Consider the following 19,891-nt stretch of genomic DNA (forward strand, 5'->3'; position numbering starts at 1 on the left):
GAAGAGATGAGCGAAATCGCCGATAAGGTTAAGAAGATCGTTGTCGAACACCTCGGTGTGGACGAAAGCAAGGTGACGCCGGATGCGTCCTTCATCGACGACCTCGGTGCGGACAGCCTGGATACGGTCGAACTGGTCATGGCTTTCGAAGAAGCGTTCAGCGTCGAGATTCCCGAGGATGCGGCCGAGAAGATCACGACCGTCAAGGACGCGATCGACTACATCGAGAAGCAGAAGGCGGCCTGAGACCGTTTTCCAGGTTCGCAGTGGGAACGCCGGATGGTGTCCGGTGGACCCGCGCAGATCCGCGGTTTCGGCGAGGCCGGAGCCGGCGGTGTGACTGAAAGATTCTGGACCGGCCCGATATCCCGCGTATGGCGGGATAAGGTCTGGTTTTCGTTTTGGAGCTGTGCCCGCCCATGATGGCAAACATATCGGCAATGAAGGAGAGGCGCGTCGTCGTCACCGGTATGGGCCTCGTCACGCCGCTTGGCGTTGGCGTGGATGTCACGTGGCAGCGCCTTGTCGAGGGGCGAAGCGGAATCCGGCGCATCTCCTGCTTCGATCCCTCCGACCTGCCGGCGCAGGTGGCGGGCGAAGTGCCCGAGGGTCCGACCGCGGAGGGCGGTTTCACGCTGAGCGACTGGGTGCCCCCCAAGGAACAGAAGAAGATGGATCGTTTCATCCATCTCGGTCTGGCGGCGGCGATTCAGGCGGTCGAGGATTCGGGATGGACGCCCGAGACGGAAGAGGATCGTTGCGCCACGGGCGTCATGATCGGTTCGGGCATCGGCGGATTGCAGACGATCTACGACGCGTCGCTGACCGTGGCGGAAGGGCGCGCGCGCCGTCTTTCGCCGTTCTTCATCCCGTCGGCGCTCATCAATCTGGTGTCGGGCCATGTCTCGATCCGTTACGGTTTCAAAGGGCCGAACCATTCGGCGGTGACGGCCTGCGCGACCGGCGTGCATGCGATCGGCGACGCGACGCGGCTCATCATGCTCGGCGACGCCGACGTCATGGTGGCCGGCGGCGCCGAGGCGGCGGTCTGCCCGCTCGGCATCGCCGGTTTCGCGGCGGCGCGCGCGCTGTCCACCGGGTTCAACGAGACGCCGGAAAGAGCGTCCCGTCCGTGGGATCGCGAGCGCGACGGCTTCGTGATGGGCGAGGGCTCGGGCATCGTGGTGCTCGAGGAATATGAGCACGCCAAAAAACGTGGCGCGAAGATTTACGGCGAGATCATCGGTTATGGCCTCTCGGGCGACGCGCATCACATCACCGCGCCTGCCGAGGGACATGACGGCGCGTTCCGTGCGATGAAGGCGGCGCTGAAGAGCGCCGGGCTGACGCCGGACGATATCGACTATGTCAACGCGCATGGCACCTCGACCATGGCCGACGATCTCGAACTCGACGCCGTGGAGCGGCTCTTCGGCGATGCCGGGCGGAAGCTGGCGATGTCCTCGACCAAATCGGCGATCGGCCATCTTCTGGGAGCGGCGGGATCGGTGGAGGCGATGTTCTCGCTGCTCGCGATCCGCGACAACGTGGCGCCGCCGACCCTCAATCTCGACAATCCGGCGCGGGAAAGCGTGATCGATCGTGTGGCGCTCGAAGCGCAGCGGCGGGACATCAAGGTGGCGCTGTCCAACAGCTTCGGCTTCGGCGGCACCAATGCCAGCCTGATCGTGCGCGGGGTCTGAGACGCCGCCGGACGCGAAACTCTCGTCTGGCCGCCAAATTGCGCGCTGGGTAGGGGTGATCTTCTGCCTGCTCCTCCTCGGAACAGGCGCGCTGGTCGGCGGCGGATGGTGGATCTGGCAACGCCCGGGGCCGTTGGAGGCCGGGCGGGATGTGGTCGTGCCTCACGGCGACACCCTGACGGTCTGGCATGATCTTGCGGCAGCCGGCGTTGTGCAGGATGACGATCTGGCGCGCATGGTCTTTCGCGCCACCATATGGCTGACCCGGCGGGACGGCGCGCTTCATGCCGCCGAACTCGCTTTCCCGGCGCATGTTTCCCTGGCAAAAGTGGTGTGGGTGCTGCGGCATGCGCCGCCGGTCCAGCATCATCTCACCATTCCGGAAGGCTGGACGGCCTGGCGGGTTGCGGCGCAGTTGAAGGCGACCGACACGTTGACGGGAGAGACGCCGCCGATTCCCGAAGGAAGCGTCCTGCCTCAGACGATCGCCTTTCTGCGGGGAACGCCGCGTGCGACCGTGGTCCGGCGGTTGCAACATATGATGGATGGCGCCTTGGCGCGAGTCTGGGCCGGACGGGATGCCTCACTGACTTTGCCCGATGCCCATGCGCTGCTGGTGCTGGCGTCGATCGTGGAGCGGGAGACCGGACGTCCGGCGGAGCGGCCGCAGGTCGCGCGGGTGTTCCTCAACCGCCTGGCGCAGGGGATGCGGCTGCAATCGGACCCGACGGTCATCTATGATCTCAGCGAGGGAACGGGCGCGATCGATCACCCGCTGACGCGCGCCGAACTGGACGAGTCAGGACCGGAGAACACCTATCGCATCGCCGGATTGCCACCCGCGCCGATCTGTTCGCCGGGTCTGGCGACGCTGGAGGCCGTCGCGCATCCTGCGTCCGGAGACGCGCTCTATTTCGTCGCGACGGGAACGGGGGGACATCGTTTCGCGGCCACGCTGGACGAGCATAATCGCAATGTCGCGGCCTATCGGAAATCGGGGAAGGACGGTCGATGAGCGGGATCATTCGGATCGCGGCGGCGGTGATCCGCGATGTGGAAGGGCGTGTCCTGCTCGTCCGCAAGCGCGGGACGGCGGCGTTCATGCAGCCGGGCGGCAAGATCGACGCGGGCGAAAGTGCCGAGGCGGCGCTGCGGCGGGAATTGCGCGAGGAACTGGGAGTCGAGGTCGCGCCGGACGGGCTGGCGTTGCTGGGCGAGGTGTCCGCGCCCGCCGCGAACGAGCCGGACATGACGGTTGTGGCCGTGCTGTATCGCGCCGTCATCACGGGATCGCCCGCCGCGCGCGCGGAGATCGCGGAACTGCGCTGGGTAAGGCCGGATGAGCCGGATATGGTGCTGCTCGCCCCCCTGACGCGGGATCACGTGCTTCCGGCCTGCCGCTGACGCGGCGGGCGCGATTTCTCGCGTCGCGTTCATGGAATCTTAACCGGAAGGGAGGTAAGTCCTCATTCCGCGTGGGAGGCGGACGTTGAAATGCGAAGGGAGCGGGCGCATATCTCCGGCGGCAAAAGGACTGCAAGCAGGAGATTTCATGACTGAAGAAACGTCGCGGCCCGCCGCTCCGGTGGAGGGGGAACAGCATGAATTCAGCGCCGAGGTCGGGCGGCTGCTCGATCTGGTGGTTCATGCGCTCTATTCCGAACGTGAGATTTTTCTGCGCGAACTGGTGGCCAACGCCGCCGACGCCTCCGACAAGCGGCGCTTCGAGGCGCTGACCGATGCGGCGAAGACATTGCCGCCGGATGCCTCGATTCGCATTCATCCGGACAAGGAGGCACGGCTGCTGACGATCAGCGACAGCGGCGCGGGGATGAGCAAGGAGGAACTGGCGAAGAATCTCGGCACCATCGCGCGCTCCGGCACCCGGGCCTTCGGCGAGAAGCTGAATGCGGCCAAGCCGGAAGACCGGCCGAGCCTGATCGGGCAGTTCGGCGTCGGCTTCTATGCCGCGTTCATGGTGGCGGATCGTGTTGACGTCGTGTCGCGCCAGCCGGGCTCCGAGGAGGCGTGGCGCTGGTCGTCGGACGGAAAGGGGGCCTACACGCTCTCACCCGCGACGCGCGAGGCGCCGGGGACGGACATCATCCTGCATGTGAAAGCCGATGCGGACGAGTTCCTCGATGCGTGGCGGTTGCGCTCGATCGTGCGGAAATGGGCGGATCATGTGTCCTGGCCGATCGTTCTGCGCGAGGGCGAGGAGGACAAGCCCGCCAATGAGGGAACGGCGCTCTGGCGCAAGCCGAAATCGGATATTTCCGCCGAGAACTATACGGAGTTCTACCGCCGCGTCTCGCATCAGTTCGACGAGCCGTGGGCCACGCTGCACTGGTCCGCGGAAGGCACGACGGAGTTCACCGCACTGCTCTTCATCCCGAGCGCGCGGCCCTTCGATTTCATGGAACAGTCGCGCGAGAGCAAGGTGCATCTGCATGTCCGCCGGATGTTCATCACCGACGATGCGGAGTTGCTCCCGGCGTGGCTGCGCTTCGTGCAGGGCGTGGTCGATACCGAGGATCTGCCGCTGAATGTCTCGCGCGAGATGCTGCAATCCACGCCGGTTCTGGCGCGCATTCGCAAGGCGGTGACGCGCCGCGTCGTCAACGAGATCAGGAACCGCGCCAGGGATGCCGAGAACGCGGCGGGATTCGCGACGTTCTGGGAGAATTTCGGCCCTATCGTGAAAGAGGGGATCTGGGAGGACAGCGAATATCGTCAGGAACTGACCGGTCTCGCGCGCTTCCATTCCACCCATGGCGACGATCCGGTGACGCTGGACGAGTATGTCGCCCGCATGAAGCCGGAGCAGGAGGCGATCTATTATCTCACTGGCGACAATCCGGGGGCTCTGGCCAATTCACCGCAGCTCGAAGGATATCGGGCGCGGGGGATCGAGGTGCTTCTGTTGTCCGATCCGGTGGATGGATTCTGGCCGGACCGGCTGCATTCCTATCAGGACAAGCCGCTGAAGGCGGCGGCGCAGGCGCATGCGGATCTGGAGAAATTCGAAACTCCGGCGCAGGATGGCGAGGCGGCGGATGTGTCGGCGCTGCTCCCCGCGTTGAAAGACGCGCTGGGCGAAACTGTCAAAGAGGTGCGGGCGTCGGCGCGTCTGGTGGGGAGTGCGGTCGTGCTCGCCAATGACGGCGGTCCGGACCCGATGATGCGGCGTCTCATGCAGCGCTCCGGCCAGTCCCTGCCGCAGGATCTGCCGGTGCTGGAGATCAATCCGCGTCACGCGCTGATCCGCGATCTGGCGGGGAAGCTGGCGGCGGGTCAGGACATTTCCGTTTACGCGCAATTGCTGCTCGATGTGGCGCGGATTCAGGAGGGCGACGCTCTGCCGGATGCGGCGGGTTTCGCCCGGCGGCTGACCACCCTGTTGGCGGGTCAGGGTTGATCGCTTCCGGCGGGGAGGGGGTTTCGGCCTCCACCCGTTTGGGGGCATGGGCCTATTGCCGCACTGCGGCGTGCGCGATGTGTGATGAGATGGGGGGCAGGTTGCCGGGCCCGATATCGCGCGGTCCGGTGTCGAGTTCCTCGCCGCTGAAGAACATCATGCCCTGGCGGAAGGCAAAGAGCACCTTGCGGTGCCGGAAGAAATCGCGGCCGAGCAGGTTGTAGTTCACCGTCTCGACATTCACGCCGAACGGTCCGCCGTGCCACGAACCGATCTGGGCTTTACGGTAGCGATGGCGATAACCGAGGATCATTCTGCCGTCGAGTGTATTGGTGCGGTCGCCCTCGTCGAGATCGACGCGACGCAATCCGTCTGCCGTTGCGTCTTTCTCGGAGAGGACGGACAGGTTGGAGCTTGGCTCGACATGCATCCCGATGGGCGCGCCATCCAGCGTCACAGTGACCATGTTATCGACTCCGGTGCGTCCGGCAATCAGTGGTGCGCGAAATGAATGGGGGCCGGTGGTCCGGGAAAGGTCGCGGCATTCTGGCGTGTCGGGCGGCATGAAGAGCGTGAGGCGCCGGGCCGGGATGTCGAGCAGGACGTCGTAATTTCCCAACATGTCGAAGCCGAGAATGGCCAGTGCGCCCATGGTGACGCCCGGCTTGTCGTTGAATGTGCCCAACTTCATCGCCTCGACATTCTCGGCATGACCCTGAGCCATGCGCAGTTCATGAATATGGGTGAGACGGGTCGTCTCCATGGTGCCGAGGGTGAGCGCGCCGACATAGCCGTCGTCGGGAAGCTCCAGGAACTCATCATTGCCGTCGAAGACGCCGATCATGTCCTCGGACGGGCTGAGAAAGGCGGCACCCTCCTCGTCGTCGATCCGGACGGGTACGGTCGGCGCGCCGTTGCGGTTCAGCAATTCAGAGGCGAGAACATGCCGTAGGCAGGCGGCGGGGAGATTGGTTTCGGCTTCGACGTCAAAGGGAAAGGGCGGCGGCACGAAGGACGGGGGTTTGCCGTGAGCGTCGAGCGGTGCGGCGATATGACGGATACCTTCATGGATTTCCGGCTGGCATCCCGCCAGAAGCAGGAAGGCGAGCAGCCCGCCGCCGGTTTTGCGCGGAAAGAGAGTCATGACGCGGCAAGCGGCGGGCAGTTTCGCGAAGGAAGCTGAACCGCGCCGGCCAGTGGCGCTGTCGCGAGGGAGACCAGACGTCCGGGCGCTCTGTCAGTTCGACCGTGGGAAGGGCCGGTTCCGAGATTGTCTCCGCCGGAGTCGAGAGGAAGGTCGGCCGGGTCGGCCCCGGTGATGGTGGGCGCGCATGCTGCGAAAAGGAGCGGGGCGGGCAAGGGGCGCATGGGCGGTTCCGGCTGGTAGAGATGCGCCGCGGAGTCTGGCGTATGAGAGCGCTCTCGGGAAGGGGGAGGAAAGCGCGACGAGGACAAGTGCCTGCCGAAACGGGAAACGGTGAAGATGCCGTTTATATCGTTTTCGATAAAGATTCATAACAATAGTGAATAAGACTTGTCACAGTGACGTGAGAGCGTCTGCTCGGCGTTGTATTTCATTTGGTTGCTGAAATCGTTTGCATTAAATGCGCGAAAGGGACTGACCCTGCTAAGAAACGAGATTAGGACAGCATGTCAGACGAAGAATGCGTGGGCAAAGAATGTGTGAGTGACTCCTGCTTCACATCGCGGGTAGTCCGACGATGGCGCCGGGGCGGATTGAGGGGGAATCGTGCTCTGCTGCTGACCTCCGCGCTCGTCCTGCCGGGGGTGATCATGATCGGCGGAGCGGATGCGGCGACGCATCGTCATCCGGTCAAGGCCCGGCATGCGTCGCATGCCAACACCATGCTGGCCCAGTCTGCCTCTCCTTCGCCTGCTGCGCCCGTCGCGTCATCCGCACAGACCGCGCAGATGCAGGCGCCCACAAAGACTCAGCCCGTGTTGCCGGCGCCGCAGAGCGAGACGATCGATGTCATCGGCATCACGCCGCTGATGGGCACTGGTATCAGCCGCGAAAAGGTTCCGTCCTCGGTACAGGTTCTGACGGACAAGGATCTGCTTCGCTACGGTCATCCTGATCTGATTCAGGCCATGGACGGGCAACTCGCGGGCGTGAACATGGATTCCGCGTCGGGCAATCCCTACCAGCCGACCATGATCATGAACGGCTTCGAGGCTTCACCTCTTCAAGGCACGCCGCAGGGTATCGCGGTGTATATGAACGGCGTTCGCTTCAACCAGGCGTTCGGCGATACGGTGAACTGGGATATGATCCCGACGATCGCGATCAAGAAGATGGAAGTCCAGACCGCAAACCCGGTCTATGGTCTGAACGCCCTCGGCGGCTCCGTCAATATGCGCATGAAGGACGGCTTCAATACGGGCAATCTGGTCGAGGCCGATCTGTCCGGCGGTCAGTACGGGCAGATTCAGGCGAATGGTCAGTTCAGCCACAAATGGCGCGATTGGTCGGTGTATGTCGCGGCGCGCGAGGAGCATCAGGAGGGTTGGCGCGATCTCCAGAGCACCGATATTCAGAATCTGTATTCCGATCTCGGCTACAAACATGGCAACAAGGAATTCCACGCCAATCTCGTGATGGCCAATTCGACGCTGAACGGTCCGGGAACCTCGCCGATCCAGTTGCTCCAGGCCGATCCCGCGGCTCAGTTCACCGCGCCCAATGCCATCGGTAACAAATACCTGATGTTCGATCTCAAGCAGGGGATCGATATAACGCCGACATTGCATTTCCAGGCTTTGGAATATTATTCCTATTTCCAGCAGCTTGTGTCGAACGGCAATGCGCCGAACGATTCTCCGTGCAATGACGGAACAGGTCTGCTCTGTCAAAGTCCGGGTAACTATTCGACAAGCCGGAACGGCGCGACGATTCCTGCCTATCTCGGCAGCAATCCTTATTCCTATAACGAGCTTGATGATCAGACGACCAACACGAATAGCTACGGCGCGACGTTTCAGGAAATATCGACGCACAAGCTGTTCGGTCTCAAGAATAATGAAGTTGCTGGTTTCAGCTTCAACGGCTCGCAGACGATGTTCTCGGCCACAAGCTATATCGGTGGCGTGACGCCGCTGACACGCTCCTTCATCGGTCCCGGCGTCGTGCTCGACGAGTCGGGCAATGTCCCTGTTCGCGTCGGCATACAGAATAATTATTACGGTATTTATGGTTCCGATACGCTCAGTCTCACGGACCGGCTCTCGCTCACCGTGGCGGGCCGCATCAATATCGCGGACGTCAATCTGTCCGACAAGATGGGCGGGGATTTGACGGGCAATCACCATTACACGCATTTCAACCCGTCGGCGGGTCTGACCTATCGGTTCACGAACTGGCTCTCGGGTTTCGCCAGCTTCGCCGAAAACAACCGCGCGCCGACTCCGGCGGAGTTGTCATGCGCCAGTCCGCAGGATTCGTGCAGCCTTGCGAATTTCTTCGTTGGAGATCCGAATCTGCGTCAGGTCATCACGCATACCTATGAAATCGGCTTGCGTGGTCATGTGAATATCGGTCGCGGAGCGCTCGTTTACGAAGGCAGCATCTACCGCACCAATGCGCAGGACGACATCGCCTTCATCAACAGCGTCACGCTCAATCGCGCCTTCTTCCAGAACGTGGGCGACACGCGGCGCCAGGGGGCGAAGCTGCACCTCGCCTACAATACGGATTGGTGGACCGTCTATCTGAACTATACGTTCAACGACGCCACGTACCGCACAACCTACGTGGAGTCCGGCGGCAGCAATCCGCAGGCCGATGCCAACGGCAATCTGACCATACGGCCGGGTGATCGTCTCGCGGGCATTCCCAAGGACAAGCTGACCGGGGGCGCCGATTTCCGCCTGACGCCCAAATTGACGTTCGGCGCCAATTTCGTGCTGCAATCGGGGCAGTATCTCTATGGCGACGAGGCGAATCTGACGCCGGAACTGCCGGGCTTCTTCACGGTCAACCTGCATGGTACGTATCAGATTACGAAGAATTTGCAGTTCTTTGCCCAGGTCAGCAATATCGGCAATCGCCGTTACTATACGTATGGCACATTCTCGCCTGCGAACTCGGTCTATCTGTGGCAAGTGCCGAATGCGACCAATCCGCGCGCCTACAGCCCTGCCATGCCGATCAGCGGCTATGGCGGATTGCGGTTGACGTTCTGAAGTCGCGACGGGAAGGGGCCGGTTCCCGGCCCCAACGTGTAATTGACATGCAGCTGATAGGAATGGCCTATCGGCTGCCCGTTGCGCTGGGCGGGAAAATAGCTGGCGACCCGGGCGAAATTCAGAGCCGCCTGATCGAGCGTAAACCCTCCGCTGCGGGTGACATGACAGGCGGAAGATCGTCCCTCGGCGTCGATCCAGCACTTGATCGTCACCTTGCCCTCAAGATTTTCCCGCCGGGCGATCTCCGGATAAGGAAGCCGCGGCGACACGAGCATGTTGAGTCTCGGCCCGTGCGTGACGCCGACGACATAATGTTGCGCCGGTCGCTGATGGAGAAAGGTCACGCCGAGTGTAAGCTCGAAAACCGCCAGACAGACGATGCCGCCGATGAAGAACGGGCGGCTCGACCAGTCCGGCTTGCTTCGAGGGAGCGGGGATGGAAGAGGAACGGACTCATGCGGTTCCGCCGGCTCGCTCACGGAATGGTCTTGCGCTCTGTCAGTGCCCCGCAACTTCCGTGCCTTTGCGGCGGCGTTCGGCGACTTCGGCCGCCATGGCTTTCTGGAGCTTCTCGAAAGCGCGGGCCTCGATCTGGCGGACGCGCTCGCGTGAGATGCCGTAGTGGTGGGACAGCTCCTCCAGCGTGGTGGGGTCTTCCTTGAGGCGGCGCTCCATCAGGATATGGCGCTCGCGCTCGTTCAGTCCCTTCATCGCCTCGGTCAGCAGCGCCTGACGGCCGCTGAGTTCCTCCGATTCGGCAAGGCTCTCTTCCTGGTTCTCGTGGTCGTCCACCAGCCAGTCCTGCCACTCGCCTTCGCCGTCCAGCCGCAGCGGGGCGTTCAGACTGTGGTCGGGGGCGGCGAGGCGGCGATTCATCGAGACGACGTCGGCCTCGGGCACGCCGAGGTCGGTGGCGATCTTGTTCACCTGCTCGGGCTTGAGATCGCCGTCGTCGATGGCCTGCATCTGGCCTTTCAGGCGGCGCAGGTTGAAGAACAGCTTCTTCTGCGCGGCGGTGGTGCCCATTTTCACCAACGACCAGCTGTGCAGGATATATTCCTGCATCGCGGCGCGAATCCACCACATGGCGTATGTCGCCAGCCGGAAGCCGCGATCGGGGTCGAAGCGGCGCACGGCCTGCATCATGCCGATATTGCCTTCGCTGATGAGTTCGCTGACCGGCAGGCCGTAGCCGCGATAGCCCATGGCGATCTTGGCGACGAGGCGCAGATGCGAAGTGACGAGCTTGTGCGCGGCTTCGGTATCGTGATCGCGACGCCAACGCTGGGCGAGTTCGACCTCCTCCTCCGGAGTGAGAAGGGGGAACTTGCGGATTTCCTGCAAGTAACGGGTGAGATTGCTCTCGGGCCCTACTGAAATGACAGCGGAAGAGGCCATAGGCGCGTGCTCCTTTCGCCCGGGAGGACTGGCGGGCGCCAGTGCCAGTCTTAACTGGGTGGCAGGGCAAAGGTTCCGCCGGAGCCCCGGGTGACGCTGGGAGGGATTCTCGTCCCCGCCGGCCCCCCTCACCACGAGCGAGGACAGACGGGACATCCGTTCCGGCGGTGCGTCAACTCGTCGGAGTAGGTAAGGGAAACATGGAGCGCTGATTTTGTCAATAAATCAGACTATATTAATCCGGATTAATCTTCCCGTTGCAACGCGGTTAGAAGCGCGCGGAAATCGGCGGGCGGTTCGCTCGTGAACAGCAGCGCTTCGCCGGTCCGTGGGTGAGTGAAGCCCAGGCGGGCAGCATGAAGCGCCTGACGGGGAAAGTCCAGCGCCGCCGCGCGGGCGATCGCCGGGAGGGCGCGCGCGGCTGCCGGAATGCGGCGCAGGTAGACCGGATCGCCGAGCAGTGGATGGCCTGCATGGGAGAGATGCACCCGAATCTGGTGCGTGCGCCCGGTGGCGAGACGGCATTCGACCAGCGAGACGGCATGATGCAGCAGGTCGAGTCGTCGGACGCGGGTGAGCGCGTGTTTGCCGGTCGGGCCGGTGACGACCGCCATGCGCTTGCGGTCGCGCCTGTCTCGCCCGATGGGCCCGTCGAACTCGGTCTCGGCCGGGAGCACGCCCCAGGCGAGGGCAAGATAGGCGCGGTCGATGGTGCGCGCGGCGAAGGCGTTCGACAGCGCTTGATGAGCCAGCGGAGTCTTGGCCGCGACCATGAGGCCCGACGTATCCTTGTCCAGCCGGTGGACGATGCCGGGACGCTTCTCGCCGCCGATTCCTTCCAGATCCTCGCCGCAGTGGCCGAGCAGGGCGTTGACCAATGTGCCGCTCTCGTTGCCGGGGGCGGGATGGACGACGAGGCCGGCCGGTTTGTCGATGACGATGAGATCGCGATCCTCGAAGAGAATGGGCAGGTCGTGATGCTCCGCCTCTGGTCGGGCGGGCGCGGCGGGGGGAACGGTGAGCGCGAACGCCATGCCCGTTCGCGCGACATGGGCCGGTTCGCGCAGGAGCACGCCGCTACAGGTGAGGTGGCCGCCCTCGATCAGCGCCTTGATGCGGGAGCGCGAGAGGCCGGGCAGCGTCTCCGCCAGCAGCCGGTCGATGCGTTGGCCGGATTGCGCGTCGCTGACCGTGAGGCTGTGATGTTCGCCGCTTTCCGGCCGCGGGGGCGGCACGGAGGGCGACAAGGGGCTGGCGTCGTTCATGACGGTGCTGTAGCGCAGGAGGGGGGGACGGGAGAAGCACGATGATGGCTGGGGCGATGCAGGACAAAACGGGGCGGCGTGTGGTGTCGCGGGGGTTGATGGCGGCGGTGATCGTCATGGGCGCGATGATCGTCGTCGGCATGATCGCGCTGACGGGAGTCGTGACGTGGCGCGTGACGCATCGCACGATCTTCGGCCCGACTCCGGAGGCGATTGCCGCCTTGCCTGTTGGGGGAGAGACCATCACCCATTTCGTCGCCCCGGAGGGAACGCGGATCAAAAGCGTGACACCGCGCGGGGATGGAACGGTCATCGTCCGGTTGCGCGGCAGTGACGGAGAGCAGCTGCTGGTCTGGGATCCCGCGCGTGGGCGTGTGATCGCGCGGTTCGAACTCGGGGAATGACGCAAAGCGGCCGACGGGCGGTCGCGTCAGCTCTGGAGGATGGCGGCGAGCAGGCCGGGGAAGCGGGCGTCGATCTCCGCCCGGCGAAGGAAGTTGAGATGTTGGACGCCCTGTATCTCGGTGCGGACCAGCCCGGCCTCGCGCAAGACCTGGAAATGGTGCGACATGCTGGATTTCGGGCGGTCACCGAGCAGAGCGGCGCAGTTCGCATATTCAACTCTTGAGAGAGTTTGGACGACTTCAAGGCGAATCGGATCGGCGAGGGCGCGCAGGACCGTCATCAGATCCGGCGCATCGGGCGCGGAATGGTCGAAAGACGGCATCAGGACGGGCAACTCCGGGTTGAAAGTATTTTGCTCATTTAAGACGTCGGGGAGATTGAAACCAGCGTCTTTGCATATAAATTGTTCGATGAAAGGCGAACAATAAATCTTCGCCGGGTCCGGAAGAGGAAGATAAGCATGCCGAGTTTGTTCGATCCGATCCGTGTCGGCAGCATTGAAGCGCGGAATCGCGTGTTCATGGCCCCGCTGACGCGGGCGCGCGCCACGCGGGAGCATGTGCCGACCCCGATCATGGCCGAATATTATGGCCAACGCGCTGGCGCCGGCCTCATCATCAGCGAAGCGACGGGCATCAGTCGAGAAGGGTTGGGCTGGCCGTTCGCGCCGGGGATCTGGAGCGATGAACAGGTCGAAGCGTGGAAGCCGGTGACGGATGCTGTCCATGCGAGGGGTGGAAAGATCGTCTGCCAACTCTGGCATATGGGGCGGATGGTGCATTCCAGTGTGACCGGGCAGCAACCCGTCGCGCCCTCGGCCATCGCCGCGCCGGGGCAGGCGCATACCTATGAGGGCAAGAAAGACTATGAAGTGCCGCGCCCGCTGGAGATCAGCGAGATTCCGCGCCTTCTCGACACGTATGAGCGGGCGGCGCGCAATGCCGTGGCAGCGGGCTTCGACGGCGTGCAGATTCATGCCGCCAATGGTTATCTGATCGACGAATTCCTGCGTGACAGCGCCAATCATCGTGACGACGCCTATGGCGGCGCGCCCCAGAACCGCGTGCGGCTGCTGCGTGAGGTTACTGAACGTGTGGCGGGAACCATCGGCGCGGAACGGACGGCTGTGCGGCTTTCTCCGAATGGCAACTCACAGGGGGCGATCGACAGCGATCCGCTGACGGTGTTCCTGCCCGCGGCGAAAATCCTCGACGTTTTGAAGATCGCCTTTCTCGAATTGCGGGAGCTGGGGGCGGACGGGACGTTCGGCAAGACCGACCAGCCGAAATTGTCCCCGTACATTCGCGAGGTCTTCACCGGGCCGCTGGTGCTGAACCAGGATTACTCGCCTGAAGATGCCGCGTGGGCGCTGGAAAGCGGGGCGGCGGACGCCATTGCTTTCGGGCGGAAATTTATCAGCAATCCGGATTTGGTACACCGGCTGCGCGGGCGGCTCGCTCTTGCGCCGGACGATATGAAGACCTGGTACAGCCAGGAGCCGGAGGGTTACGTGGATTATCCGGCGGCGAGATAAAACAGGGTATGCCGCACATCGTTTCCCCTCAGTGAGATATGATCTTACGTTTTCCGGGAGTGGATTTGTGGTCGCTCTCGGTAAAGCGTTACATTGAGACTGAAGAAAAATAGTGATGTTGCGTGCCGGACTTACGGCTTTCCAGAAGGGCCGATCAGAGTAGACGGAAACTCACGTCAAAACTGCCATGGTGACACGCTTTTCCGTTCGTCCGTCATGTTCGGCCCTCCTTGACGGTGCTGGTGATGTGGGCGAAAGCCCGTCGATCATCTCGGCATTGATGTCGATCAGCGGTTTGAGCGACGAGTTCGTATTCATGGCTTGGTTACTCTGAACGAGAACCCATGTGCCGAGTTTGATGACGTCGTTGCGCAGAGTTTCCGGCAAGGGATTGTCCCGGTTCCCGGCTGCACGGAGCAACAGAGACCACAGCCTGTAGTTCAAGGCGAGGGCCTGACGCCGCGAGGTTCCGCTCGAAGCGCCTTCCAGTTGTTCATTGATTCGGCGGAAAGCGAATAATTCAGTCTCACGAGGCGAAAGCCCTGAGCCGTCTTGGTTCTGGTAGTATGACGCACCATAAAACATCAGTTTATCTCCTGTTTGACAGTTTCAATTTCAGTCCAGTTTCACGGCGCGTCATTGGAGTCTTTGTTTGAGAGGTTGCTTCAGGCGTGTTCAACCTGAAGCGAGTAGACCCCTCGATGAGATATTTTGCTTGACGAAGTTTAGCCCCGGAAAAGACTGAGGATTGAAGAGGACTGCGAGTTCGCGATCGAAAGGGATTGAATCGCGAGTTGCTGTTTGGTCTGCAAGGCCGTCAACTTCGCGCTTTCCGCCGCCAGATCGGCATCCGTCAGCGCACCCACGCCGCTCGTGAGAGCGTTGGAAAGGCTGCTGGTGGCGCCGCTCAGAACGGAGAGCTGGTTGGCTGAGGAACCCAACGTGCTGGCGATGGTATTCATCTTGGAGATGGCCGCCTGCACGGCCAGCAACGCGACATTCGCGCCGGTCGCCTCGCTTGCCGTCCCGGCATAGGTGGTGCCAGTGGACGTCGCCGCCGTGAAGACGCCCGCCGTATTTGAAGCGTCGAGATTATTCCCGGCAATCGTCAACGCGCCGGCGGCCGACTGGCTCACGCCGAAACCCGCACTCTGCATGGCCGTGATCATGTTGGTCGCGGCGTCACTGCCGGCCGCGCCGGTGCCCACGTTCACGAGGGTGAGGCTCGTCTCTTTCGTCGCATTCCCGTTCGCATCCGTTGCGGTGACGACGGAATAGTTGAAATTGCCGTTATCATCTTTCGAGACGGTGATCTTCGCGCCGTTGGTCGCATGATACATCAGGTCGCCATTGGCGCTGACGGTCGCGGCTCCGACGCCGGTCAGGCTGCCATCCGCGTTGACGGTCAGGGTGGTCGCCCCCGTAAGGGTGGCCAACTGGCTGGCAAGGACCTGCGTGCCGCCCGTCCCCGAGCCGCCGCTCGTTTCAGACGTCAGGGCAGCCGTGCCGGCCGAGGTGTAATTCGTGGCGATGAAGACCGATTCGATCGCGGGATTCGAGGCCGATGCGCTGGCTGCCGACGTCCACGCCGTGTTGTTGAGCGTGATGGAGGCGCCGTCTCCGGCTCCGACGGTTGTCGAGCCTTCCGTCAGGGCGTCCTGGAAGCTTATGGCGCTTGCCGAACCGGAGGTGGGGGTCGCGGAAAACGAAAGCTGAAGTCCCGCCTGATTGACGTTGAGGCCCGACAAGCCGAGACCGGCGGCCGTCGCGTTGAAGCCGGATTGGGTGAAGAGCGTGCCATTGACGTCCTGAGCGGCGGAAACCGACGTATAGGAGACGCCAGCCCCCAATGTGCCGCCGACCAGATTGACGCCCTGGAAAGTGGCGCCCGAGGCGATCGCGTTGATCTGTGTCGCGGCTTGCGTGAGCGCCGCGTTCATCGTGCTTGCGTTATAGCCTGTGGTTTCGGCGCTGGTTACGGTTTCCGACAGCGAGGAGAGGATGCCGCTGATGGAGGTCATCGCCTGCGAAGCCGTGGCGACGACCTGGGAGGCGAAGTTCAGGCCGGACTGGACGCCGGACAGCGCGCCGATCTGCGAGTTCATCGTCTGGGCGATGGCGTACACCGCCGGATTGTCGGAGGCGCTGGATACGTCCTTGCCGGTAGAGACGCGGCTTTCGGTCTGGTTGAGAGCCGCGGTCGTCTGATCGAGGCTCTGGAGGGCCGCCATGGCGGCGTTGTTGGTGTTGATCGAGAGTGACATTGGATTTTTCTCCGGTTTCGCGAATTTTTTCGCAGCGCCAGATCACCACGGGAGTGGTTAACAGATTCTCAAGACGACAAAATTTATTTTGCCGCCATTTCCATGCGGTCGAACCGCATGCACCGATACGTGTTCGACCAGCGGAAAAGCCGGGCGCGAAGCTGTTCCGCGACATCGTTCCAGTCTCCCGGAGAGGTCTGCCGGAAAATATGCATCGTGGGGTACCAGGGGGTGTCGGACCGTTTTTCCAGCCAGCGCCAGCACCCGTCGGACCGTGAGATCATCCACACGGGCAGGCCCAACCCTCCTGCCAGATGGACGATGGATGTATCCACGGCGATGAGCAGGTCGATGCCGAAGAGCCGCGCCGCCGTGTCGGCGAAATCGCCAATGCCGTCCGTCACATCGACGACTGGCAGGCCGGATGTCCCGATCTGTTGTTTCGCATCGCCCAGTTGAAAGCTGCAGAACCGGAGTCCCTCCACGGAGAAGAGCGGGCGGAGGGACTCCAGCGGCATGGAGCGACGGCGATCGACGAGGTGGGCGCGTGGTTGGTGCTTGCGGGCTTCTCCCGCCCAGACGAGGCCCACGACGAGATCCGGCGTCTGGCTCTCTTGTGTCATATGCCGCCTGACTGCACCGCCCTGACGCTCGATTTCCTTTTCCCCGACGAACAGATAGGGGGCTGACGGGATGGTGTCGGGGGTCAGGCCGAGGCGATAGGGCAGGCTCGCCATCGGCAGATGGTAATCCAGGCGCAAGTCGGGCGGCAGTATGGTCATGACGCGCGCCACGCCTCGCACGCTTTCGAAAAGCCGCACGAGCGGGAAGCCGACCTGTACCGTTACGCGAGCGCCGCGCCGGTTCAACTCCTCCGCAAAACGGATGAACTGGAGCGAATCGCCAAATCCCTGCTCGCCATGCAGCAGAATGGATTTTCCGTGCAGATCCTCGCCTTGCCAGAGCGGCGCCGACAGGTCGGTCCGCATCACCTGGCAATCCTGCCAGCGATATTCGTAGTCTTTCCAGCCTTCCGCGAAATTCCCCGCTTTCAACAGGGCGGTCGATCGCGAGAAGCGCGTCCGTGGTTCGGTGGGCAGGATGTCCAGCGCGCGGTCGAACGCCGCGACGGCGTCCTCGCTGCGATCGAGGTTGAGCAGGGCATGGCCGAGATTATGATAGGCCACGCGACTTGCCGGCGAAAGCAGCGTCGCCGTCTCCGCCTCCAGCCGCGCATCCTCGAAACGGCCGCATCCGGCAAGGGCGGAACTGTAATCGGTATGATAATTCGCGTTGGTCATGTCGGCCGAGCAGGCGTCGCGCAGATGGATGCAGGCTTGCTCGGGTTCCCCCAGAATGACCAGACAGCAGCCGAGGCGATGCAGAATGACGCCGTCCGCCGGATTGAGCGCGCGCGCATGCTCGTAATAGGCTCTGGCGCGCTCATGCAGCCCGTCGCTCTCGAAAGAATTCGCCAGAAGAAAATAGGCCATGGCGGAATGGGGAACGGCCGACGCCGCGAGATCGCGTTGCCGGTGGGCTTCGGGGTGGCGTTTGAGGCGGCGCAAGCAGATCGCGAGCAGGATGCGGTGCACGAACTGGCCGCCGAGACGGACGCAGCGGTTCAGGGGCGCCAAGGCGCACGCAACGCGTCCCAGATTCATTTCACATTCGCCGAGCAACGCCAGGGCGGTGAGGTGGTCCGGCTCGCGCGCCAGCACGGACAGCGCCGCGCGCCGCGCGCCGGGCCAGTCCTGACGCTTCATCGCGTCCATGAGCGTCTCGGGGGCAGGGGAGGAAGACGGGACGGTGGCCATGGCGAAACTCCTTTCGCTTATGGCTATCGCCGCAATCCTTAATTTTTCATTTCCGTGGCGCGGATTTTTGGTCGTTCGGGGGAGGCTCGGCCAGAAGAGGTTCGGCGAGCGTCGGATAGAGCTTGATCAATCCCAGCAACGTGCCGTTGGTCCAGCCGAAGCCGATCTGCATGGGATATTCGCCGCCTCCCGGGCCGCCGACCGGGCTGACATCCGGCGAGACGACATCGTATTTCTCCAGAAACACCCCGGATGTCCGCCACGTCCCGACGACGCGGCGCATCCATCGCTCGGCGATCATCCGCGCCAGATCGTCCTTGCCGTATCGGACCAGTCCGCGCACGGCCATCCATTCCAGCGGCGCCCAGCCATTGGGCGAATCCCATTGCTGGCCCGTGTGCTGCGTCGTGGCGACGATTCCGCCGGGGGCGCTCAATCGGGCGCGCGAGGTCCGCTCCAGGCGATCGGCCTGCTCCTGGCTGGCCAGGTGAAGGAAGAGCGGCATGAACGTCGCCGCCGAGAGCACGCCGGTGGTTGCGCCTTTCGTCCAGTCATAATCGCTCCAAGCGCCGAGCCGGGGATCGAACATGAGGCGGTCGATGGCGGCGAGCCGCGTCCGGGCGCGCGCCGTCCATGCCGCCGATTCCGCTCCGTCGGTGGCGCGGGAGATCGTTTGTTCGAGATGTGCGAGCAGGGCGTTGAGATCGATGGGCAGAAGGTCGGTCGTGTGGATCGTGACGAGGCTGTGCCCGTCCGCGAGCCAGCGGCTGCTGAAGTCCCAGCCCGATTCCGCCGCCGCCCGGAGATCGCGATAGACCTCGCCGGGAGGGCGGCCCGATCGCGCGGCGGTGGCGATGTCCTCGGGGTAGCTCTCGTCGCGCGGCGTGTCGAGATCGTCCCAGTAGCGGTTCAGCACGGTGCCGTCGGCGAGGCGCACCACATGGCGATGCGCCTGGCCGGGCGCGAGGCGCTCCGCCCCTTCCATCCAGTAGGCATATTCGCGCTTCATTTCGGGCAGGAAACGGCGAAGGGTCTGCGGTCCCTCATGCCTGGCCAGCAATTCGACCATCAGTGCGAAAAAGGGTGGCTGCGAGCGGCTGAGATAATAGGTGCGCGTCCCGTTCGGAACGTGTCCGTAACGGTCGATCAGCGACGCCATGTCCCGCACCATGTCCTCGACGAGATCCATATGGCCGCTCTCGGCCAGGCCGATCATGGTGAAGTAGGAATCCCAATAATAAAGTTCCGTAAACCGGCCGCCGGGGACCACATAGGGGTAGGGCAGCGGCAGAAGGGAGGAATAGGGGACGGGTTTGTCGGGGCCGCGCGTCAGGACGCGCCACATGCCGTCGATATAGTCCGGAACCGTTTCGTTCCGCGAGACACGATAGATGACGCCCGCCGGGGGGTGGAAGGTGAAGTGCCGGCGCACGAAATCGGCGAGGACGAAGCCGGGCCGGGCCTTTTCCGCGCGCCAGAGGCGGAGGAGCGCCTCGGGCGCGCGGTCGGGCGTCGCGTCCGCCACGGATTTGAAATCGGGAAAGAGATGCGCGTCACCGATCGCCGCGAACAGCCCGTCCAGCGCGATGGAGGGAGGGCGGAGATCCTGCGGCGCGACCATCTGGCGCGCCATGGCCGGCGGCGTGAACGGGACCGGCGGCCGGGCGGCGGCGGGACTCGCCGTCAGGACTGCGGCGATCAGAAGCGCCCCTGTCTCTCTCCTCATCTCTGTTCCTTTTCCGCCGTCGCTTGGTCGCCCCCGTCCGCCGCCTGTGGCGGAAGCGCGAGAGGCCGAGAGACGTTTCGCGCAACGGCCTCTCGCAATCGCGCGGGGAAAGCGCCATGTTGGACGAAGTCCCGTTCAGGAAAAGTGTTCCCGCC

17 protein-coding genes are annotated in these 19,891 nt (G+C 63.4%); 8 read left to right on the forward strand and 9 right to left on the reverse strand.

Annotation, left to right across the window (positions count from 1 at the left end):
• Positions 1-6 precede the first annotated feature (6 nt).
• From EDC31_RS08680 to htpG, 5 genes are all read left to right on the forward strand, one after another.
• Positions 7-246, forward strand: a complete 240-nt coding sequence (locus tag EDC31_RS08680; RefSeq protein WP_003618476.1) for an acyl carrier protein — start codon at positions 7-9, stop codon at positions 244-246.
• Positions 247-419: 173 nt separating this feature from the next.
• A complete protein-coding gene (gene fabF / locus EDC31_RS08685) occupies positions 420-1,703 on the forward strand; it encodes a beta-ketoacyl-ACP synthase II (RefSeq protein WP_042057386.1) in 1,284 nt (427 codons plus the stop codon).
• A 55-nt stretch (positions 1,704-1,758) separates the two neighbouring features.
• Entirely contained in the window at positions 1,759-2,718 is a 960-nt protein-coding gene (gene mltG, locus EDC31_RS08690) for an endolytic transglycosylase MltG (protein ID WP_306310134.1), read from the forward strand.
• The gene (locus tag EDC31_RS08695) at positions 2,715-3,107 is read left to right on the forward strand and encodes an NUDIX hydrolase (protein WP_042057383.1); all 393 of its coding nucleotides are present in this window, start codon (positions 2,715-2,717) and stop codon (positions 3,105-3,107) included. Before mltG ends, EDC31_RS08695 begins: the two co-directional genes overlap by 4 nt.
• A gap of 148 nt (positions 3,108-3,255) precedes the next feature.
• Positions 3,256-5,121, forward strand: a complete 1,866-nt coding sequence (gene htpG, locus EDC31_RS08700) for a molecular chaperone HtpG (protein ID WP_042057382.1) — start codon at positions 3,256-3,258, stop codon at positions 5,119-5,121.
• Positions 5,122-5,173: 52 nt separating this feature from the next.
• Here htpG and EDC31_RS08705 read toward each other — a convergent pair whose 3' ends face one another.
• On the reverse strand, positions 5,174-6,265 hold the full coding sequence (locus EDC31_RS08705; RefSeq protein ID WP_042057379.1) for a retropepsin-like aspartic protease: 1,092 nt from the start codon (positions 6,263-6,265) through the stop codon (positions 5,174-5,176).
• Between the two features lie 593 nt (positions 6,266-6,858).
• Here EDC31_RS08705 and EDC31_RS08710 point away from each other — a divergent pair.
• Positions 6,859-9,324, forward strand: a complete 2,466-nt coding sequence (locus EDC31_RS08710) for a TonB-dependent receptor (RefSeq protein ID WP_052511787.1) — start codon at positions 6,859-6,861, stop codon at positions 9,322-9,324.
• On the opposite strand, the gene EDC31_RS08715 is transcribed toward EDC31_RS08710, so the two are convergent.
• The 3 genes from EDC31_RS08715 to EDC31_RS08725 all read right to left on the reverse strand — a co-directional run bounded on the left by EDC31_RS08715 (position 9,297) and on the right by EDC31_RS08725 (position 11,990).
• Positions 9,297-9,806: an energy transducer TonB gene (locus tag EDC31_RS08715; protein ID WP_042057378.1), complete on the reverse strand. Its 510-nt coding sequence runs from the start codon at positions 9,804-9,806 to the stop codon at positions 9,297-9,299. The genes EDC31_RS08710 and EDC31_RS08715 overlap by 28 nt on opposite strands.
• A 19-nt stretch (positions 9,807-9,825) precedes the next feature.
• Positions 9,826-10,725, reverse strand: a complete 900-nt coding sequence (gene rpoH / locus EDC31_RS08720) for an RNA polymerase sigma factor RpoH (protein ID WP_042057377.1) — start codon at positions 10,723-10,725, stop codon at positions 9,826-9,828.
• A 245-nt stretch (positions 10,726-10,970) separates the two neighbouring features.
• Positions 10,971-11,990 carry an RluA family pseudouridine synthase gene (locus tag EDC31_RS08725; protein WP_042057376.1) on the reverse strand — a complete coding sequence of 340 codons (1,020 nt, stop codon included), beginning with the start codon at positions 11,988-11,990 and terminating at the stop codon, positions 10,971-10,973.
• 41 nt (positions 11,991-12,031) lie between these two features.
• Between EDC31_RS08725 and EDC31_RS08730 the strand changes: the two genes are divergently transcribed.
• On the forward strand, positions 12,032-12,394 hold the full coding sequence (locus tag EDC31_RS08730) for a hypothetical protein (protein ID WP_042057374.1): 363 nt from the start codon (positions 12,032-12,034) through the stop codon (positions 12,392-12,394).
• 26 nt (positions 12,395-12,420) lie between these two features.
• Here EDC31_RS08730 and EDC31_RS08735 read toward each other — a convergent pair whose 3' ends face one another.
• On the reverse strand, positions 12,421-12,717 hold the full coding sequence (locus EDC31_RS08735) for an ArsR/SmtB family transcription factor (protein WP_042057372.1): 297 nt from the start codon (positions 12,715-12,717) through the stop codon (positions 12,421-12,423).
• 138 nt (positions 12,718-12,855) lie between these two features.
• Here EDC31_RS08735 and EDC31_RS08740 point away from each other — a divergent pair, with 138 nt between their 5' ends.
• Positions 12,856-13,929, forward strand: coding sequence for an alkene reductase (locus EDC31_RS08740; protein WP_042057368.1), 1,074 nt, complete (start codon positions 12,856-12,858; stop codon positions 13,927-13,929).
• Between the two features lie 171 nt (positions 13,930-14,100).
• Here EDC31_RS08740 and EDC31_RS08745 read toward each other — a convergent pair whose 3' ends face one another.
• The 4 genes from EDC31_RS08745 to treF all read right to left on the reverse strand — a co-directional run bounded on the left by EDC31_RS08745 (position 14,101) and on the right by treF (position 19,736).
• Positions 14,101-14,514, reverse strand: coding sequence for a flagellar biosynthesis regulator FlaF (locus tag EDC31_RS08745; protein ID WP_042057366.1), 414 nt, complete (start codon positions 14,512-14,514; stop codon positions 14,101-14,103).
• 140 nt (positions 14,515-14,654) lie between these two features.
• Positions 14,655-16,193, reverse strand: coding sequence for a flagellin (locus EDC31_RS08750; protein ID WP_042057364.1), 1,539 nt, complete (start codon positions 16,191-16,193; stop codon positions 14,655-14,657).
• An 83-nt stretch (positions 16,194-16,276) separates the two neighbouring features.
• The gene (locus tag EDC31_RS08755) at positions 16,277-18,010 is read right to left on the reverse strand and encodes a tetratricopeptide repeat protein (protein WP_081797493.1); all 1,734 of its coding nucleotides are present in this window, start codon (positions 18,008-18,010) and stop codon (positions 16,277-16,279) included.
• Positions 18,011-18,056: 46 nt separating this feature from the next.
• Positions 18,057-19,736 (reverse strand): alpha,alpha-trehalase TreF, encoded by a 1,680-nt coding sequence (gene treF, locus EDC31_RS08760; RefSeq protein ID WP_052511783.1) that lies wholly within the window; start codon positions 19,734-19,736, stop codon positions 18,057-18,059.
• Positions 19,737-19,891: the final 155 nt, after the last annotated feature.

The organism is Acidomonas methanolica (genome assembly GCF_004346035.1).
GTDB classification, from domain to species: domain Bacteria; phylum Pseudomonadota; class Alphaproteobacteria; order Acetobacterales; family Acetobacteraceae; genus Acidomonas; species Acidomonas methanolica.

Coding starts and splice junctions, on each gene's coding strand:
- EDC31_RS08750 (WP_042057364.1), bottom strand. CDS start 16,193: ATGTCACTCTCGATCAACACCAACAACGCCGCCATGGCGGCCCTCCAG.
- EDC31_RS08695 (WP_042057383.1), top strand. CDS start 2,715: ATGAGCGGGATCATTCGGATCGCGGCGGCGGTGATCCGCGATGTGGAA.
- EDC31_RS08745 (WP_042057366.1), bottom strand. CDS start 14,514: ATGTTTTATGGTGCGTCATACTACCAGAACCAAGACGGCTCAGGGCTT.
- EDC31_RS08730 (WP_042057374.1), top strand. CDS start 12,032: ATGATGGCTGGGGCGATGCAGGACAAAACGGGGCGGCGTGTGGTGTCG.
- EDC31_RS08705 (WP_042057379.1), bottom strand. CDS start 6,265: ATGACTCTCTTTCCGCGCAAAACCGGCGGCGGGCTGCTCGCCTTCCTG.
- htpG (WP_042057382.1), top strand. CDS start 3,256: ATGACTGAAGAAACGTCGCGGCCCGCCGCTCCGGTGGAGGGGGAACAG.
- EDC31_RS08680 (WP_003618476.1), top strand. CDS start 7: ATGAGCGAAATCGCCGATAAGGTTAAGAAGATCGTTGTCGAACACCTC.
- EDC31_RS08740 (WP_042057368.1), top strand. CDS start 12,856: ATGCCGAGTTTGTTCGATCCGATCCGTGTCGGCAGCATTGAAGCGCGG.
- EDC31_RS08725 (WP_042057376.1), bottom strand. CDS start 11,990: ATGAACGACGCCAGCCCCTTGTCGCCCTCCGTGCCGCCCCCGCGGCCG.
- EDC31_RS08755 (WP_081797493.1), bottom strand. CDS start 18,010: ATGGCCACCGTCCCGTCTTCCTCCCCTGCCCCCGAGACGCTCATGGAC.
- EDC31_RS08735 (WP_042057372.1), bottom strand. CDS start 12,717: ATGCCGTCTTTCGACCATTCCGCGCCCGATGCGCCGGATCTGATGACG.
- treF (WP_052511783.1), bottom strand. CDS start 19,736: ATGAGGAGAGAGACAGGGGCGCTTCTGATCGCCGCAGTCCTGACGGCG.
- fabF (WP_042057386.1), top strand. CDS start 420: ATGATGGCAAACATATCGGCAATGAAGGAGAGGCGCGTCGTCGTCACC.
- rpoH (WP_042057377.1), bottom strand. CDS start 10,725: ATGGCCTCTTCCGCTGTCATTTCAGTAGGGCCCGAGAGCAATCTCACC.